Annotated in this window: 11 protein-coding genes; 4 read left to right on the top strand and 7 right to left on the bottom strand. The window is 65.1% G+C overall.

From position 1 onward, the window contains the following. Nucleotides 1-10: 10 nt before the first annotated feature. Complete coding sequence (locus tag ASD94_RS06990) at nucleotides 11-994, top strand: tripartite tricarboxylate transporter substrate binding protein (protein ID WP_056640519.1); 984 nt, start codon at nucleotides 11-13, stop codon at nucleotides 992-994. A 68-nt stretch (nucleotides 995-1,062) separates the two neighbouring features. On the opposite strand, the gene ASD94_RS06985 is transcribed toward ASD94_RS06990, so the two are convergent. The 4 genes from ASD94_RS06985 to ASD94_RS24215 form a co-directional block, all read right to left on the bottom strand. Further along, the gene (locus ASD94_RS06985; RefSeq protein WP_056640516.1) at nucleotides 1,063-1,500 is read right to left on the bottom strand and encodes a universal stress protein; all 438 of its coding nucleotides are present in this window, start codon (nucleotides 1,498-1,500) and stop codon (nucleotides 1,063-1,065) included. 120 nt (nucleotides 1,501-1,620) lie between these two features. Continuing rightward, nucleotides 1,621-2,400, bottom strand: a complete 780-nt coding sequence (locus tag ASD94_RS06980) for a 2OG-Fe dioxygenase family protein (RefSeq protein WP_056640513.1) — start codon at nucleotides 2,398-2,400, stop codon at nucleotides 1,621-1,623. A 111-nt stretch (nucleotides 2,401-2,511) separates the two neighbouring features. After that, complete coding sequence (locus ASD94_RS06975; RefSeq protein WP_056640510.1) at nucleotides 2,512-3,003, bottom strand: hypothetical protein; 492 nt, start codon at nucleotides 3,001-3,003, stop codon at nucleotides 2,512-2,514. 204 nt (nucleotides 3,004-3,207) lie between these two features. Continuing rightward, the gene (locus ASD94_RS24215; RefSeq protein ID WP_082576792.1) at nucleotides 3,208-6,198 is read right to left on the bottom strand and encodes an EAL domain-containing protein; all 2,991 of its coding nucleotides are present in this window, start codon (nucleotides 6,196-6,198) and stop codon (nucleotides 3,208-3,210) included. Between the two features lie 93 nt (nucleotides 6,199-6,291). Here ASD94_RS24215 and ASD94_RS06965 point away from each other — a divergent pair, with 93 nt between their 5' ends. Next, nucleotides 6,292-6,666, top strand: coding sequence for a PilZ domain-containing protein (locus ASD94_RS06965; protein WP_056640507.1), 375 nt, complete (start codon nucleotides 6,292-6,294; stop codon nucleotides 6,664-6,666). Nucleotides 6,667-6,738: 72 nt separating this feature from the next. Here the strand turns inward: ASD94_RS06965 and ASD94_RS06960 are convergent, their stop codons facing one another. Then, the gene (locus tag ASD94_RS06960) at nucleotides 6,739-8,424 is read right to left on the bottom strand and encodes a long-chain fatty acid--CoA ligase (RefSeq protein ID WP_200954205.1); all 1,686 of its coding nucleotides are present in this window, start codon (nucleotides 8,422-8,424) and stop codon (nucleotides 6,739-6,741) included. Between the two features lie 179 nt (nucleotides 8,425-8,603). Between ASD94_RS06960 and ASD94_RS06955 the strand changes: the two genes are divergently transcribed. Then, the gene (locus ASD94_RS06955; protein WP_056640500.1) at nucleotides 8,604-9,611 is read left to right on the top strand and encodes a LysR family transcriptional regulator; all 1,008 of its coding nucleotides are present in this window, start codon (nucleotides 8,604-8,606) and stop codon (nucleotides 9,609-9,611) included. Nucleotides 9,612-9,621: 10 nt separating this feature from the next. On the opposite strand, the gene ASD94_RS06950 is transcribed toward ASD94_RS06955, so the two are convergent. Together ASD94_RS06950 and hrpA are read right to left on the bottom strand one after the other, a co-directional pair. Beyond that, nucleotides 9,622-10,584 carry a tripartite tricarboxylate transporter substrate binding protein gene (locus ASD94_RS06950; RefSeq protein ID WP_056640497.1) on the bottom strand — a complete coding sequence of 321 codons (963 nt, stop codon included), beginning with the start codon at nucleotides 10,582-10,584 and terminating at the stop codon, nucleotides 9,622-9,624. A 240-nt stretch (nucleotides 10,585-10,824) separates the two neighbouring features. After that, the gene (hrpA, locus tag ASD94_RS06945) at nucleotides 10,825-14,949 is read right to left on the bottom strand and encodes an ATP-dependent RNA helicase HrpA (RefSeq protein WP_056640495.1); all 4,125 of its coding nucleotides are present in this window, start codon (nucleotides 14,947-14,949) and stop codon (nucleotides 10,825-10,827) included. A 329-nt stretch (nucleotides 14,950-15,278) separates the two neighbouring features. On the opposite strand from hrpA, the gene ASD94_RS06940 reads away from it, so the two are divergent. Beyond that, complete coding sequence (locus ASD94_RS06940; protein WP_056640493.1) at nucleotides 15,279-15,530, top strand: hypothetical protein; 252 nt, start codon at nucleotides 15,279-15,281, stop codon at nucleotides 15,528-15,530. The last annotated feature ends 43 nt before the right edge of the window (nucleotides 15,531-15,573 follow it).

The following is a 15,573-nucleotide window of genomic DNA, read 5'->3' as shown; positions in this document are numbered from 1 at the left end:
ACCCCTCACCATGATGCGCACCCTGCTTTCCTTCACCGCCCTCGCCTTCGCCCTGGGCGCCACGGCCCACGCCCAGGCGCCTGCGCCCGCAGCAGCCTACCCGGCCAAGCCCATCCGCCTGATCGTGCCCTTCCCGCCCGGCGGCGGCACCGACATCCTGTCGCGCCTGGTGGCCACCAAGCTCACGGAGAGCGCCAAGTGGACCGTGGTGGCCGACAACCGCGCCGGCGCTGGCGGCACCATCGGCATTGGCGAGGCCGTCAAGGCGGCGCCCACGGGCTATGACCTGGTCATGGGCCAGAAGGACAACCTGGTGATCGGCCCCTGGCTGTACAAGAACCTGACCTGGGACCCCACCAAGGACCTGACCGCCGTGGCCCATGTGGCCTACACGCCCGTGGTCATTGCGACCAGTGCCAACTCCAAGTTCAAGACGCTGGCCGACGTGGTGGCTGCCGCCAAGGCTGCGCCCGGCACCATCACCTACGGGTCGCCCGGCAACGGCACCTCCATTCACCTGGCGGGCGACCTGTTCGAGAAGGCTGCGGGCATCAAGCTCAGCCACATCCCGTACAAGGGCTCCAACCCCGCGCTGATGGATGCGCTGTCGGGCAACGTGGATTTGCTCATGTCCTCGGTGCCGTCGGCCATGGCCCAGATCAAGTCGGGCAAGCTGCGCCCGCTGGCCGTGACCTCGGCCAAGCGCAGTTCGTCCATGCCCGAGGTGCCCACCGTGTCCGAGTCGGGCTTCAAGGACTTTGATGTGAGCACCTGGTACGGCGTGTTTGCACCCGCCGGCACGCCGGCCACCGTGGTGAACGTCGTCAACGCAGAAATCAACAAACTGCTGGCAACCCCTGAAATGAAGGCCGCCATCCACGCCCAGGGCGCCGAGCCCGAGGCCATGTCGGCCGCTCAGTTCAACACCCTGCTCAAGGCCGACTACGCCAAGTGGAAGGGCATTGTGGAAGCCTCTGGCGCAAAGATCGAGTGACCGCCTGAAGGGCTCTCTGCAATAAAAAACGGCTCCGAAAGGAGCCGTTTTGCATGGGGCAAAAACAATCAGTCCCGCACGACCAGCACAGGGATGTGCACCACACCCAGCACACGCTGCGTGACGCTGCCCAGCACCAGCTTTTCGAGGCCACGACGGCCATGCGAGCCCATCACGATGAGGTCGGCGCCCGTGCTCTCCAGCGCACGCAAAATGCCATCGTGCACCGCGTGGCCCTCACCCACCACGGTGGTGACCTGCACGCCCGCATCGGCCATGGCTTTCTTGGTGGCTTCCAACGCTGCGTTGGCCTCAGCCGTGGCTGCACTGATGTACTGCGCCTGGCCGTAGGCAAAGTCCGCACCCACGCCAGTGAAGGGATAGGGATCGATCACGTACACCGCGGTGACGGTGCTGCCAAAGGTCTTGGCCAGGCCGGCGGCCTTGGACACGGCCAGCATCGAGGTCTTGGAACCATCGACAGGAACCAGAATGTGCTTGAACATGGTGCATCTCCTTGGGTTGAATGGTGTGGCGGGCTTGTGGCCCCACAACGTGCAGTGTGAACGCCCACCTTACCGCGCATCTTGATTCGCATCAAATCGGATGCACTCCCACAGGTTCGTTCACGCCACGGGCGGCACCTGCCCCACCACGTCCGCCCCCTGGAAGTTGCCTCGGCGGCAGGTCACCACCAAGGTGTCGCGGTAACCAGCGTCGCCCAGTGGCTGGATGGGGGTGGACTCGTGGATCATGCGTGCGTCGTCCAGCAGCAGCAGGGACCACGGCTCCGTCAGCGTAAAGCGCTGCCCGCCGGGGCCGGTTGCTTCAAACACCCGCGTCTCGCCGCCCTTGACACCTTCGCGCCCCACCAAAAACACCGCCACCAGATCGACGCCGTCGCGGTGGGCGCCCTCGGGCGTGGGGCGGCCAATGCCGTCCGTGGTGTCGATGCGAAACTGGTGCGCCTCCACAAACCAGGGCGCGGGGGCCTGCGGGCTGGCAAACACGGCGTCCGATACGCCCGCCAGCGCAGACAGCAGTTGCCGCCACACGGGTTGTGCCACGGTGGCCGGCTCCATCGGCGCAAACCAGCGCTCCATGCCACCGTGCAGCGCGTTGTACTCCACCGGTTGCCAGTGGGCCCGGTGCGGCACCTGCTGCATCTGGCCGTCCTGCAGCACAAAGCAGGCATGGCGGCGGCGGCGGTAGCGACCACCGTCTTTCAGGAACTCGTCGGGGGGCAAGGCCGCCCAGTCGCCATTGAGGGCCATGAGCGCAGACAGATCACAGCCCACCCATTCGGCAACGGCCGCAGGGCTGAGTACGGCAAAACCGCTGCTGCGCAACTGGCTCGCGACGTCAGACGGGGTAGTGAAAGGGGGAGAAAACGAGACTTGGGCCATAAGGCCCGAAGCTTAACCGCAGGCACCGCACGGGCCCCTGCCACCGCACAATCTGCTACGGGGCAGGGCCTGCTTCACTACCCGGCCCAGGCCCTGCACTGAGCACCCTGCTCAGTCCCGGTTGCCGTGGCCCTTGCCACGGCCCTCGCCCCGCCCATGTCCCCGGTCATGGTCGCGGTCGTGTTTGCCGCCGCGCCCACGGTCGTCATCCCATCGTTGGTCGTCGCGACCCCGAGGGCCCTGGTAGGGGTTGCCACGGCGCGGTGGCGGCTCTTGCACAAAGTACACGGGCTGGCTGCAAGCGTTGTAGCGGGCGCAATGTTTGCCCCAGTTCTTGGCATGGCCCGGCGGCACATACAGATAGATGGGTGCACGTGGCACCACCACGGCAGGCCGCTGGATGATGACCGGCTCCGCGTAAATCAGCGGAGGGGGTGGCGCGTTGCCGATGTTTATGCGGCCATACACACCGGGTGCCAGTTCGCCCCCCACGGTGGCGTTGACGTAGGCCTGCGCATGCGCGCCGCCCGCCAAGCCGAGCAGCAAAGCTGCCGTTGCGCCAGAAACAAGAAGACGGATCGTGGGAAGAATGGTGTTTTTCATGGAAAGCTCCTGCTGACTGCCACACCGTGCACGCAGACAGTGCGTACATGGGGAAGGCGGCTCTGTGTCGGTCACAAGACCTGCCGTACCTTACACCGTTCACACGCTACAAAATGTCAGCCAATGGCGACAGTTGTTGGCAATGGATGAGGTAGCGCAAAGCCGAGTGCGCCCCGGTCGCGGCCCTCCATACGCCCGAAGGCGTCACAAAGTCGCCGCGCTGGCCACCGCCTGCCGCAGCGCATCGGCGGGCCCCGGGCGCCCAAACAGGTAGCCCTGCCAGGTGTGGCAACCCAGCCCGGCCAGCATGTCGCGCTGCTCCAGGGTCTCAACCCCCTCGGCAATCACCCCCAGGTCCAGGCTCCGGGCCAAAGTCACGATGGTGCGGGCAATGCTGGCGTCGTTGGCATCGGTGAGCAGGTCGCGCACAAAGCTCTGGTCGATCTTGAGCTGGTCCAGCGGCAGCCGCTTGAGGTAGCTCAAACTGGAATAGCCCGTGCCAAAGTCGTCCAGCGAGAAGCCCAGCCCCGCCGCGCGCAGGGTGTCCATGCGCTGTATGGTGTCCTCCACGTCGTCCAGCAACAGGGTCTCCGTCAATTCGAGCTTCAGCCGGCGCGGGTTGGCGCCGGTCTCTTCCAGCACGCCCAGCACTTCATCCACAAAATGGCTGTGGCGGAACTGCCTTGCACTCACGTTCACCGCCAGGGTCCAGTGGGCAGTCTGCGGGTCGCGGGCCCACTCCACCAATTGCTGGCAGGCGGTGCGCAAAATCCATACCCCCAGCGGCACGATGAGGCCCGAGGCCTCGGCCACCGGGATGAACTCGGCCGGAGACACCAGCCCGCGCTGCGGGTGTTGCCAGCGCACCAGCGCCTCGGCGCCCACAATGCCTTGCTGCTGGTGGATTTGCGCCTGGTAATGCAGCAGGAACTGCCCCTCGCGCAGCCCCTCGCGCAAGCCCGCTTCCAGCAGTGTGCGCGCCGTCACGTTGGCCTGGGTGCGTGGATCGAAGAACCGCAAGGTGTTGCGCCCTGCCCCCTTGGCCTGGTACATGGCCATGTCGCCATGCTTGAGCAGCTCGTCCACCGAGCCGCGCGCATCGGCATACAGCGCGATGCCGATGCTGCAGGAGCTGTGGTGCGTATGGCCGTCGAGCTGGTAGTTCTGGCTGAGCGCCTGCAGCACGGTGCGCCCCACCGTTTCGGCCTGGCCGGCGGCTTCGTGCGCCTGGGGGCTGAGCCCCTCCAGCAGCACCACAAATTCGTCCCCTCCCAGGCGCGCCACGGTGTCGCCCATGCGCACACAGCCACCCAGGCGCGCGGCAACCTGACGCAACAGCTGGTCGCCCAGTTCATGGCCCTGGGTGTCGTTGAGGTCCTTGAAGTTGTCCAGATCCACAAACAACAGCGCGCCTCCCGCGCCCGACCGCGCGCAGGCGGCCAGGCTGTGCTGCAGGCGGTCGTTCATCAGCCGGCGATTGGGCAGGCCCGTGAGCGGGTCGTAGAAGGCCAGCAGCCTGATCTCTTCTTCGGCCGCCTTGCGGCCGGAGATATCGGTCTGCGTGCCCACATAGTGCGTAATCTCGCCGCGCGGCGAGCGCACGGTGGTGATGGTGATCCAGGCCGGGTATTCGGTGCCATCCTTGCGCCGGTTCCATACCTCCCCCTGCCACATGCCGGTGGCGTGCAAGATGTTCTTCAGGGCAGCGTAAAAGGACGCGTCCTGGCGGCCCGAGTGCAGCAGGCGCGGTGTCTGGCCCACCAGTTCGTCCACCGTGTAGCCGGTCAGCCGCGCATAGGCCTGGTTGGCCTTGAGGATGCGCTGGTCCGGCCCGGTGACGATCATGCCCTCGAACGACTCAAACACCGTGGCGGCGATCTGCAGCGACTCTTCGGCCTTGCGGCGCTCGGTGATGTCGGTTGAGATACCGCACAGTGCATAGATACTGCCGTCCGCGTGGCGCAGCGGAATCTTGATGGACAGGAACGCGCGTGCCTCACCGCTTGAGGAGGGTGTGTTCACCTCCTCCGCCTCCAGGGTTTCGCCTTCCTCCAGCACGCGCCGGTCATTGGCGCGCAGCTGCCGGGCCGTGGCCGCATCAAAAAAATCCGCGTCATCATGGCCCAGCACCTCATGCACAGGCCTGCCGAAATACTGCAGCGTCTGGTGATTGGCGTACTGGTAGCGGTAGTCCTGGCCCTTGATATAGATAGAGGCCCCGACGCTGTCCAAAATGGCGGCCAGTTTTTGCTCGCTGTCCTGCAGGTGGCGCGTACGCTCTTGCACCTGGCGGCGAAAGATCGCGGCCGTCAGCGCGGCCAATAAACCGAAAGCCACCAGGCCTGCCAGCCCCCACCACAACCAGGGCGAAACCCGCACTTCCGGGTCCTGCCTGCCCCAGTGGCGCATGACCTGGGCATAGGACGGGTCCGCACCACTGCGCCAGTCCTCGACCGATCGGTCAATGGCGGCCAGCACGTCTGCATTGCGCCCAGGGCCGGTGGCAAAGAACAGCGCAGCAGGCTGGAACACGATGCCCGTGTCCACCACGCCATAGCGGGCCGAATGAAAATTGCCGAACAGGTGGTTGGAGATGACCGCATCAGCCTCGCCCCGCTGCACCATGGCAAACGCATCCATAAGGCTGGACGCGTCCACCAAGGTGACCTGAATGCCAAAGCTGTCCACCATGTTCAAGAACGTGGACCGCTGCACGGAGCCCTTGAGCACCGCTACCCGCTTGCCTTGCAGGTCAAACAACGAGTAGATGGGCGCGCCCGACGTGCGATAGATTTGCGACCAGCTGTTCAGCACCGGCAGGCGGTGAAAGTCGTACAGGATCTCGCGCTCTGGCGACCGGGCCACGTCAGGCATCAGGTCGAGCTGGCCCTGGCGTAGCGCGTCCAGGCAGTCCTGCCAGCTGCAGGGTACGTATTTGATGGTCCACTGCTCGCGCGCGGCCACCAGCCGCAGCAGATCCACGAAGATGCCCGCAGCCTTGCCATCGGCCTCCACAAACACCTTGGGCTCGTTGGAGTACACGCCCACACGCAGCTCACGCGGGGCCGCTGCCACGCTGGCGCTGGCCGCCAGGACTGCAGCCCACACAATGCCTCGCAGCCAAGCGGCGTATTGCCGCGCCAGCCGGTTCGCGCCAGGTTTCACATCGGCCCCCACAGGTGATGGAAAACCCATGTTAACGAATGCTTGCAAAAACCTCCAAAGATTAACTGCCGCGCTTGCGTTGGGTTAGCATATGTTTACCCCCGCTTCGCCCAGGAGACAGCGATGCCCCACGAACGCCGCCACTTCGTCCGCGTCGGTTTTGATGCACCGGCCCTGCTGACCACCTCCACCGATGCGTTCAGCGTGCATGTGCAGGATTTGTCACTCAAGGGCGCGTTGATCATGGTGCCCGCGCAGGCTGCGCTGGAGCAAGGCATGTTGTGCCAGCTGACCGTTCCCTTGGCCGACACCGGCAACCACATTGCCATGTCCACCGAGGTGGCGCATGTGCAGGGCCTGCACGCCGGGCTGCTGTGCAAGGGCATTGACCTGGACAGCGTCACCCACCTGCGCCGCCTGATCGAACTGCAGTTGGGCGACCCCGCCCTGCTCGAACGGGACCTGGGCGAATTGACCTTGGCTGGCGCGGCGCACTGATCACCGCCACCGCTGAAAGAGCCGCCGCAAAAACGGCGCCTCTTGCTTATCAGACCGGTGGGGGGCAGCCGGTCACTGCACTTCCTGCTCCTGCAGTGCGCGCCACATCACCTTGCCGCTGCCGCTCTTGGGCAGTGCGTTCACAAACTGCACGATGCGCGGCACTTTGTATACCGCCATGTTCTCGCGGCACCAGTCGATGATCTGCTGCTCGGTCGTGTCCTTGTGGGTGGCGCGCAGCACCACAACGGCCTTCACCGTCTCGCCCCGGTAGCTGTCCTTGGCGGCAATGATGCAGGCCTCCTGGATCGCCGGGTGGCGGAACATCAGGGCTTCGACCTCGGCCGGCCACACCTTGAAGCCGCTCGCGTTGATCATGCGCTTGAGCCGGTCGGTCAGGAAAAAGTAGCCGTCCTCGTCCATGCGGCCCAGATCCCCCGAACGGAAGAAGCGCTTGCCCTCGAACTCGATGAAGGCCGAGGCCGTGGCGTCGGGCCGCTTCCAGTAGCCCTCGAACACCTCCGGGCCATGGATGATGATCTCGCCCTGCTCGCCCACGGGCAGCTCCCGCAGCGTGTCGGGGTCGATCACGCGGGCATCGGTGCTCATGAACGGAATGCCCAGGCACTGCTGTTTGGGGTGGTCCGGCGGGTTGGCGTGCGAAGGCGCAGCCGTCTCGGTCAGGCCATAGCCCTCGGCATAACGCAGGCCGTATTGCTCCAGCAAGCGCTGCGCCACCGCCTGTGGCATGGCCGCACCACCACCACCGATGTAGGCCAGGCTGGACAGGTCGTAGCTGGCAAAGTTCGGACTGCCCAGCAGATCGATGACCATGGTCGGAATGTTGGTCCAGGTGGTGACCTGGTAGCGCGATATCAGGCGCCCGGCGAGGTCACGGTCCCAGCGGGGCATGATCACCAAGGTGGCACCGCAGTAGATGGACGTATGCATCACGCTCACCATGCCGGTGATGTGGAACATGGGCACCACCGCCAGCGTCACGTTATCGGCAGAACCATTGCCCCACAGGCTGGCGGCCACCGCGTTGTGCATGATGCTTTTGTGCAGGTGCATGCAGCCCTTGGGCAGGCCTGTGGTGCCGCTGGTGTAGGGCAGCAGCGCCATGTCGGCCGGGCCCACCGACAAGGCGGGGGGGGCATCGGTACAAGCCAAGGCATCCACCCAGGCGTGGGCCTGCCCGCCTTCCAGCGCAGGCAAAGGGTGGCGCGTGCCCAGCCAGTCCATCCACGCCTCGGGCGGTGCATCCATACCGGTCACGGCCACGTCAAACGCATCCGAAAACTGCGTGACCACCAGATGCGCCAGCCGCTCGCCAGCGGCCAGTGCGTTGCTGGCCTTGGCCATCTCTGGTGCCAGATCGCCCGTGGTGATTGCCACCTTGGTGTCGGGATCGGTGATGTAGTGCTTCAGCTCCTCGGCCCGGTTCATGGGGTTGACCGGCACCACCACCGCATTGGCCCGCAGGATGGCAAAGTGCGCCATCACGAGCTGCGGGCAGTTTTGCATGCACAGCACCACGCGGTCGCCACGCTGCACACCCAGTTGCGCCAGCTTTGCTGCCAGGCGCTCTGCGCCTTCCATCAGCTGCTGATAGCTCGTCGTCGTCCCAAAAAAGACCAGTGCCGCCTTGTCAGGGTAGCGGCGTGCGTTGGTGGCCAGGTTGTCCCACAGCGAAGTAGCAGGCAGCGTGATGGCATGGGGAAGGCGGCGGGGCCAGAACTTGTGGTGAGGACGCATGGGGGGCAAATCTCCTTGTGCCCGCAAGCCTAGATGCCGCGCCTTGGTCGGGCAATGGGGATGCCCCGGGCACGCGTCACCAAAGTGACCCCAGGACTATCCGCTCCATCAGTTGCCCCCCCGGCGGCGGACTGCCCGCCAGTTGCCAAGGTCTGCACGGTCACGGACACTTCTTCGGAATGGACAAGCTCAAAGCCATTCAATATTTTCTGGCCGCTGCGCAGACCGGTAGTCTGTCGGCTGCGGCGCGCCAGCAGGATGTGAGTTTGCAGGCCGTGGCCAAGCTGGTGGGAGCGCTGGAAGTGCAGCTCGGCACCAAGCTGTTCCAGCGGGGCAGCCGCGGGCTCGCGCTCACTGCCGATGGTGTGCAGTACGCCGAAGCTTGTGCGCCGTTGCTGGCGCAATTGCAGGCGGCCGATGAAGGGCTGGGCCAGGCCAGGCAGCGCCCGCAAGGCACGCTGGTGGTGGGCGGCACACCGTTCTTCCTGCAGCACTTCATCGTGCCAGCGCTGCCGGCCTTTCATGTCAGCCATCCAGACCTCACGCTGGACCTGCGCACCGTTGTCCACCTGGAAGAGCCGGCCGCACGGGAATGCGATCTTCTGGCGCTGCACGGTTGGTTCGAGGCCGGCGATTGGGTCCGGCGCGAGTTGCCGGTGATGCCCCAGGTCACAGCAGCCACGCCCGCTTACTGGAAACGCTACGGCATCCCCCGCCAACCGAGTGACCTGTCCGAGCACAACTGCCTCTGCTACCGCAACCCTTACGGCAAACTGCTCGATCTCTGGCGATATGGTCAAGCGGGCACGCAGGGTCAGGTCATTGAACAAGTGGTCGTCCGCGGTTGGCTGCATTCAAACCATCGCGATCACCTGCTTGAATTGGCCTTGGGTGGCGGTGGGGTGATGCGGATTGCGCATGTTTCAGAGCACGTTGACCCGACCCGAGGCCTGCTGGTGCCGGCGCTGCTGGACTGGGAAGTGATGGACCCACCGCCGCTGGCGCTCTATTTCCGCCCCGAACTGCGCAGGGCCTTGCGCTTGCGCGTTTTTGCAGATTTTGTGGTCACCCGTTGTACCGAACTGGCGCAGCGCTCCACCGCCCAAGGGCAGTCCAGTGTGGACAGCAGACCGGGATGGCACCATGGCAGCAGTCGGCGGGCATCGAGCTGGCTGACCCACCGCTGAACACCGCGACTCAATCGATGCTGGCACCGGTCTCGCGGACGTACTGAGCGTATTGGGCCTCGGCTTGCAACATCAGTTCGCGGGTTTCGGCCGGCGAGCGCACCGGTCCAAAGATCATCAACTGCTCCATCTCCTGCTTGAAGTCACCCGCCAATGCAGCCTGGCGCACCGCAGCGGACAGGCGTTCGATGATTTCGGACGGTAGCTTTGGCGGCCCCAGCACGAAGTGCGCCGTGATCAACGGGCTTGCCGAGACGCCGGATTCCGCCAAGGTGGGTACCGCCGGCAGCGAGGCGACGCGTTCAGCCATGCTGCAGCCAAGCATCGTCAGCCGTCCAGAGCGGACATGGGGAAGGCTGGCCCCCAGCGGCAACACCGCAGCCTGCAGGCGGCCTTCCAGCAAGTCCGGGAACATCTGCGGTGCGCCCTTGTAAGGTACGCGCTCCAGCGTGAAACCCAGCGCGCCGGTGATCTGCCCGGCCACCATATCCTCAGACACATTGTTGGAGCCTCGCATCAAAGGTTGGGCGCTGCTTTTGGCATGCGAGGCGAACTCGGCCAGCGTCTTGGCAGGCACGCTGCTGGGCACGACCAGGCATTGCGTATTGCCACCAAGGGTCGAAATCGGCGAAAACTCCATCAGGGATTTGTAGGGCGCCGCCTTGCTCAAGTGCGGCAGGCCTGCGTTGGAGGCCAGGGCAAAGAGCAGCGTGTAGCCGTCAGGAGCCGCGCTCAGCACGGCACCCGCACCGATCCCGGTGTTGCCACCCGGGCGGTTCTCCACCAACACCTGCTGCCCGAGCCCGGCGCTCAACCCCTTGGCCAGAGCCCGTGCCACCGCATCGCTCGGACCGCCAGCCACGATCGGCACGATCAGTCGGATGGGCTTGTTCGGATAGGAGGCCTGTGCTGCCACAGAAGCCGTCCATATCGCCAACGCGCCCACAACGATGCCAGTCTTCAGTCGGTTCATTCCAAGCCCCTGCCGAGTCCATGGAGCGCAGTATGGATGGAACCGGACACGCCAGAAAGAAGGTGGCCGTTGTGGCTGGCCTGAACTTCTGGTTCAGCCCCCGTCCCGAACAAGGCTGCCGCAAAGCGGCCACAGGGGCGCATGACCTTGCATGCATGCGCTGGGCGCAGGATGGCCAGTTTTCAACCTGCGACGAAGGGGGCACGACCGGCAACAGTCGCGGCCTTGGCGTCCCTCACGTCAACTCTGAATCTGTGCCCACAGCTTGTCCAGTCGCTTCACACTCACCGGCTGGGGCGTGCGCAGCTCCTGCGCGAAGAAGCTCACGCGCAGCTCCTCCAGTAGCCAGCGCAGCTCTTGCATGCGGGCATCCACGGCGCCCTTGCGCTCGGCAACCAGGCGCCAGTAGCGCTGCTCTTGCGGGCGCAGTTCAGCCAGCTTGGCGGCGTCGCGGGCTGGGTCGGCACGGACCTTGTCCAGGCGCAGGGTAATGGCCTTGAGGTAGCGCGCGTAGTGGGCCAGTTGCGCCCAGGGGGCGATGGCGATGAAGTTCTTGGGCACGAGACGCTGTAGCTGCTGCAGTGCGTCCGCTGTCGCCTCGGGGGCGCTCTTGGTGTCCTTGATCTTGCGGGCGGCAGCGGCGTATTCGATGAGGATGGTGCCCGCGAGACGCGCCACCTCGTTGGCAATCAGCGTCAGGCGTCCCCGGCCCTCTTCCACGCGGCGCTTGAAGTCGAAATCGTTGGTAGGCAGCGGGTCGAGCAAAAAGGCGCGGTCGAGCGCCACGTCGATGATCTGGTTGCGCAGTTCTTCCTGCGTGCCACCACCGGCCCCGTCAGGCGACCGCCCGACTTGCATGTAGGCCACGGCCATCTTCTGCAGGTCGGGGATGTTCTTTTCGAGATACTTGAGGGCGTCCTTGATCTGCAGCGCAAACAGGCGACGCAGTCCGGCGCGGTGCTTGGCGGCAGCCACCTCGGGTTCGTCGAAGACCTCGATGGTCACAGCGTCGCCACCGTCGATCAAGGCCGGAAAGCCGATCAGCGTCTGGCCCGCCTTCTTGATCTCCATGAGTTCAGGCAGCTCACCAAAGGTCCAGGTGGTGTAGCGCTGGCCAGCGGGAACGGAAGGGGCGGCGGGTGCAGAATGCGCGGCGCTGGCCGGCTTGGCTGAGGCATTGGGGCCATTTACTCCTGATTTAATAGCACCTTGGGCATGTTTCTCTAACGCATGCGGTGCTTTTTGCTTTAAATCCGTTGCATCAGCCGCTGTTCCGCCCAATTTGAGCCCCGCCAGCGCCTGGAAGGCCCCGCGCGCCTTGGCACCCCACTCCGCTTTGAGCGCGCCTAGGTTGCGGCCATGGCCCAGCTGGCGGCCATGCTCGTCCACCACCCGGAAGTTCATGAACAGGTGTGGGCTGAGCATGTCGAGCTTGAAGTCCGCACGCTTCACGTCGAGCGAGGTCTCATCGCGCACTTGCTTGAGCAGCACATCCGTCAGGCTGCCCGTGCCAAAGCGCTCGGGCGCGCCCAGCAGTTCAGCCAGGCGCGTGGCCGATTCGGGCAGCGGCACAAAGCGGCTACGCGGGCGCTGCGGCAGGCTCTTGAGCAGCGCCTGGATCTTGTCCTTGAGCATGCCGGGCACCAGCCATTCGCAGCGCTCGTCGCTCACCTGGTTGAGCACGAACAGCGGGATGGTCACGGTGATGCCGTCGCGCGCATCGCCGGGCTCGTGCAGGTAGCTGGCGGCGCAGTCCACGCCACCCAGGCGCACGGTCTTAGGAAACGCGTTGGTGGTGATGCCTGCAGCCTCGTGGCGCATCAGCTCTTCGCGGGTGAGCTTGAGCAGGTCGGGCTGCTTCTTGGACTCGTCTCGGTACCACGCTTCAAAGCTGTGGCCGCTGCACACCCCGGGCGGCAGTTGCTGGTCGTAGAAGGCGTAGATCAGCTCATCGTCCACCAGCACGTCCTGGCGGCGGGACTTGTGTTCCAGCTCCTCTACCTTGGCGATCAGCTTCTGGTTGGCGGCCAGGAAGGGCAGCTTGGTCTCCCAGTTGCCGCCCACCAGCGCCTCACGGATGAACACCTCACGCGCGGCGTGCGGGTCCACCTTGCCAAAGTTCACGCGGCGGTTGTTGTAAACCACGATGCCGTAGAGCGTGGCGCGCTCCAGCGCGACCACCTCGGCGGATTTTTTTTCCCAGTGCGGGTCGAGCAGTTGCTTGCGCAAAAGATGCCCGCCCATCTGCTCCAGCCACTGCGGCTCGATGGCGGCAATGCCGCGCCCAAACAGGCGCGTGGTTTCCACCAGCTCCGATGCAATGATCCAGCGACCGGGCTTCTTGTTGAGGTGCGCGCCCGGGTGCTTGTAGAACTTGATGCCCCGCGCGCCCAGGTACCAGTCTTCTTCGTCGCCCTTGGCGCCTACGTTGCCCAGCAGGCCGGCCAGCATCGACAGGTGCAGCTGCTCGTAGCTCGCCGGTTGGGTGTTGATCTGCCACTTGTGCTCGGTCACCACGGTGAGCAACTGGGTGTGGATGTCGCGCCACTCACGCAGGCGGCGGATGCTGATGAAGTTCTGGCGCAGCAGTTGCTCATATTGGCGGTTGCTGAGCTTGTGCGTAGCGGCTGGGGCCGCAGCGGGTGCGGCAGGTACTGGGGCAGGACGACCACCGCCGCTGCGCTGCGCCACCGGCAAGTAGGCTTGCGATGGAGCCTTCTGCGCCGCCATGGCCTTCTGCGCGCGGGCCGACGGCAGGCTGGGCGCCCCGCCCCGGGCCTCGTTGATCCACTTCCACAGCTTCAGATACCCGCTGAACTCGCTCTTGTCGTCGTCAAACTTGGCGTGGGCCTGGTCGGCCTGCTGCTGCGCCTCCATGGGGCGGTCGCGCACGTCCTGCACGCTCAAGGCGCTGGCAATCACCAGCACTTCATCCAGCGCCTTGCGATCGCGTGCCTCGATGATCATGCGGCCCACGCGCGGGTCCAGCGGCAAGCGCGACAGCTCCACACCCATGGGGGTCAGCTCGTTGGCATCGTCCACGGCACCCAGCTCGGCCAGCAACTGATAGCCGTCGGCAATGGCACGGCCCGAGGGCGCCTCGATGAACGGGAACTGCACCACGTCGCCCAAGTGCAGCGACTTCATGCGCAGGATGACGCCGGCCAGCGAGCTGCGCAAAATTTCGGGGTCAGTAAAGCGCGGACGGCTGTTGAAATCTGCCTCGTCGTACAGGCGGATGCAGATACCGTTGGCCACCCGGCCGCAGCGGCCCGCGCGCTGGTTGGCGGCGGCCTGACTGATGGGCTCGACCAGCAGTTGCTCGACCTTGCTACGAAATGAATAGCGCTTGACGCGCGCTGTGCCTGCATCAATGACGTATCGGATGCCCGGCACGGTGAGCGAGGTTTCCGCCACGTTGGTGGCCAGCACAATGCGGCGGCCCGTGTGGCCGTCAAAGATGCGATCCTGCTCGGCTTGCGACAGGCGCGCGAACAGCGGCAGCACCTCGGCGTTGCGCATCACGGGCTGGTGCGAAAGGTGCTTGCGCAAATGGTCTGCCGCCTCGCGGATCTCACGCTCCCCGGGCAAGAAGACCAGGATGTCGCCCGCCGCGTTGCCCTGCCACAGCTCGTCCACGCCATCGGCAATGGCCTCGTTCAGGCCGTAGTCGCGGCTTTCTTCAAACGGGCGGTAGCGTTGCTCCACCGGAAAGGTGCGGCCCGACACCATGATGACCGGGGCCGGGCCCTTGGCGCTTTCAAAGTGTTTGGCAAACCGGTCGGCATCAATCGTGGCCGACGTGACGATGACCTTCAGGTCCGGCCGGCGCGGCAGGATCTGGCGGATGTAGCCCAGCAGGAAGTCGATGTTGAGGCTGCGCTCGTGCGCCTCGTCGATGATGATGGTGTCGTAGGCCTTGAGCAGCGGATCGGTCTGCGTCTCGGCCAGCAAGATGCCGTCGGTCATCAGCTTGACGGAGGCATCGCGGCTCAAGCGGTCCTGAAACCGCACCTTGAAGCCCACCACATCACCCAGCGGCGTGTTCAGCTCTTCGGCAATGCGCTTGGCCACGCTGCTGGCCGCAATGCGGCGAGGCTGGGTATGGCCGATGAGCTGGCCCTTCTGGCCTGGCTTGGCATTGCACTTGCCCCGGCCCAGCGCCAGTGCAATCTTGGGCAGCTGGGTGGTCTTGCCCGACCCAGTTTCACCGCACACGATGATCACCTGGTGCTTGGTGATGGCCTCCATGATCTCTTCGCGCTTGCCCGATACGGGCAGGGATTCTGGGAACTCGATGGTGAACGCGCGGGGAGAAGGCGGATGGGAAGGCTCTGGCGGCCGCTGCTGATCGGGAGAAGACATGGGGCGCAATTATCGGGCCGCGCTGTGCGTTTGGCGCGACAGACGGGCTTATGCCCCCAGCGCTCGCTTGCCACGCGCTGCGCGCGTCGCCACAATCGCGCCTTCGTTGTTCAGCCAGGTTTGGGTCTGTCACCCGCCGCTGAAAACCACCTGGAGGTCACTGCTATGTCTGCCCGCTCGTCCGCTCCCGCCTGATCACTTCCACCGCCCCGGCTGGACTGTGTCTTCACGCATCCAGCCAAGGCAGACCGGCGCCCTCTTGCACCCTGTGCAGCGCTCCCCAAGCCCTGGCTATTTCGCCGGGGTTTTTTGTTTGGTGGAACGCACACATGAGTGCCAAGAAATTGTCTCGGGCCTTTGCCCAGGGTGAAATCAAGAAGCTGCGCCGCATGAAGCAGCCCCTGGTGCTGACGCTCGAAGCCTCGGGCCCGCCCCGAAACCCGGTGGCCATTGCACTGGCCCAACGCAGCCTGTCCAGCGCGGCAGGCAAGCACATCCGAGACCGTGGGGCCCAACGCCGTGCGGACAACGTCGCCCTGCGCAAGGCAACACTTAACGCACGCTTTGCCGAGAGCGACTGAGGGGTGGCCAATGAACGCCGTGGAGCCCTTATTGCCTGCCCTG

Source organism: Acidovorax sp. Root70 (genome assembly GCF_001428225.1).
GTDB lineage: Bacteria > Pseudomonadota > Gammaproteobacteria > Burkholderiales > Burkholderiaceae_C > Acidovorax.
Note: the sequence above shows the minus strand (reverse complement) of the source record. Positions and strands in the feature narration are given on the sequence as shown.

Coding starts and splice junctions, on each gene's coding strand:
- ASD94_RS06990 (WP_056640519.1), top strand. CDS start 11: ATGATGCGCACCCTGCTTTCCTTCACCGCCCTCGCCTTCGCCCTGGGC.
- ASD94_RS06985 (WP_056640516.1), bottom strand. CDS start 1,500: ATGTTCAAGCACATTCTGGTTCCTGTCGATGGTTCCAAGACCTCGATG.
- ASD94_RS06980 (WP_056640513.1), bottom strand. CDS start 2,400: ATGGCCCAAGTCTCGTTTTCTCCCCCTTTCACTACCCCGTCTGACGTC.
- ASD94_RS06975 (WP_056640510.1), bottom strand. CDS start 3,003: ATGAAAAACACCATTCTTCCCACGATCCGTCTTCTTGTTTCTGGCGCA.
- ASD94_RS24215 (WP_082576792.1), bottom strand. CDS start 6,198: ATGGGTTTTCCATCACCTGTGGGGGCCGATGTGAAACCTGGCGCGAAC.
- ASD94_RS06965 (WP_056640507.1), top strand. CDS start 6,292: ATGCCCCACGAACGCCGCCACTTCGTCCGCGTCGGTTTTGATGCACCG.
- ASD94_RS06960 (WP_200954205.1), bottom strand. CDS start 8,424: ATGCGTCCTCACCACAAGTTCTGGCCCCGCCGCCTTCCCCATGCCATC.
- ASD94_RS06955 (WP_056640500.1), top strand. CDS start 8,604: ATGGACAAGCTCAAAGCCATTCAATATTTTCTGGCCGCTGCGCAGACC.
- ASD94_RS06950 (WP_056640497.1), bottom strand. CDS start 10,584: ATGAACCGACTGAAGACTGGCATCGTTGTGGGCGCGTTGGCGATATGG.
- hrpA (WP_056640495.1), bottom strand. CDS start 14,949: ATGTCTTCTCCCGATCAGCAGCGGCCGCCAGAGCCTTCCCATCCGCCT.
- ASD94_RS06940 (WP_056640493.1), top strand. CDS start 15,279: ATGAGTGCCAAGAAATTGTCTCGGGCCTTTGCCCAGGGTGAAATCAAG.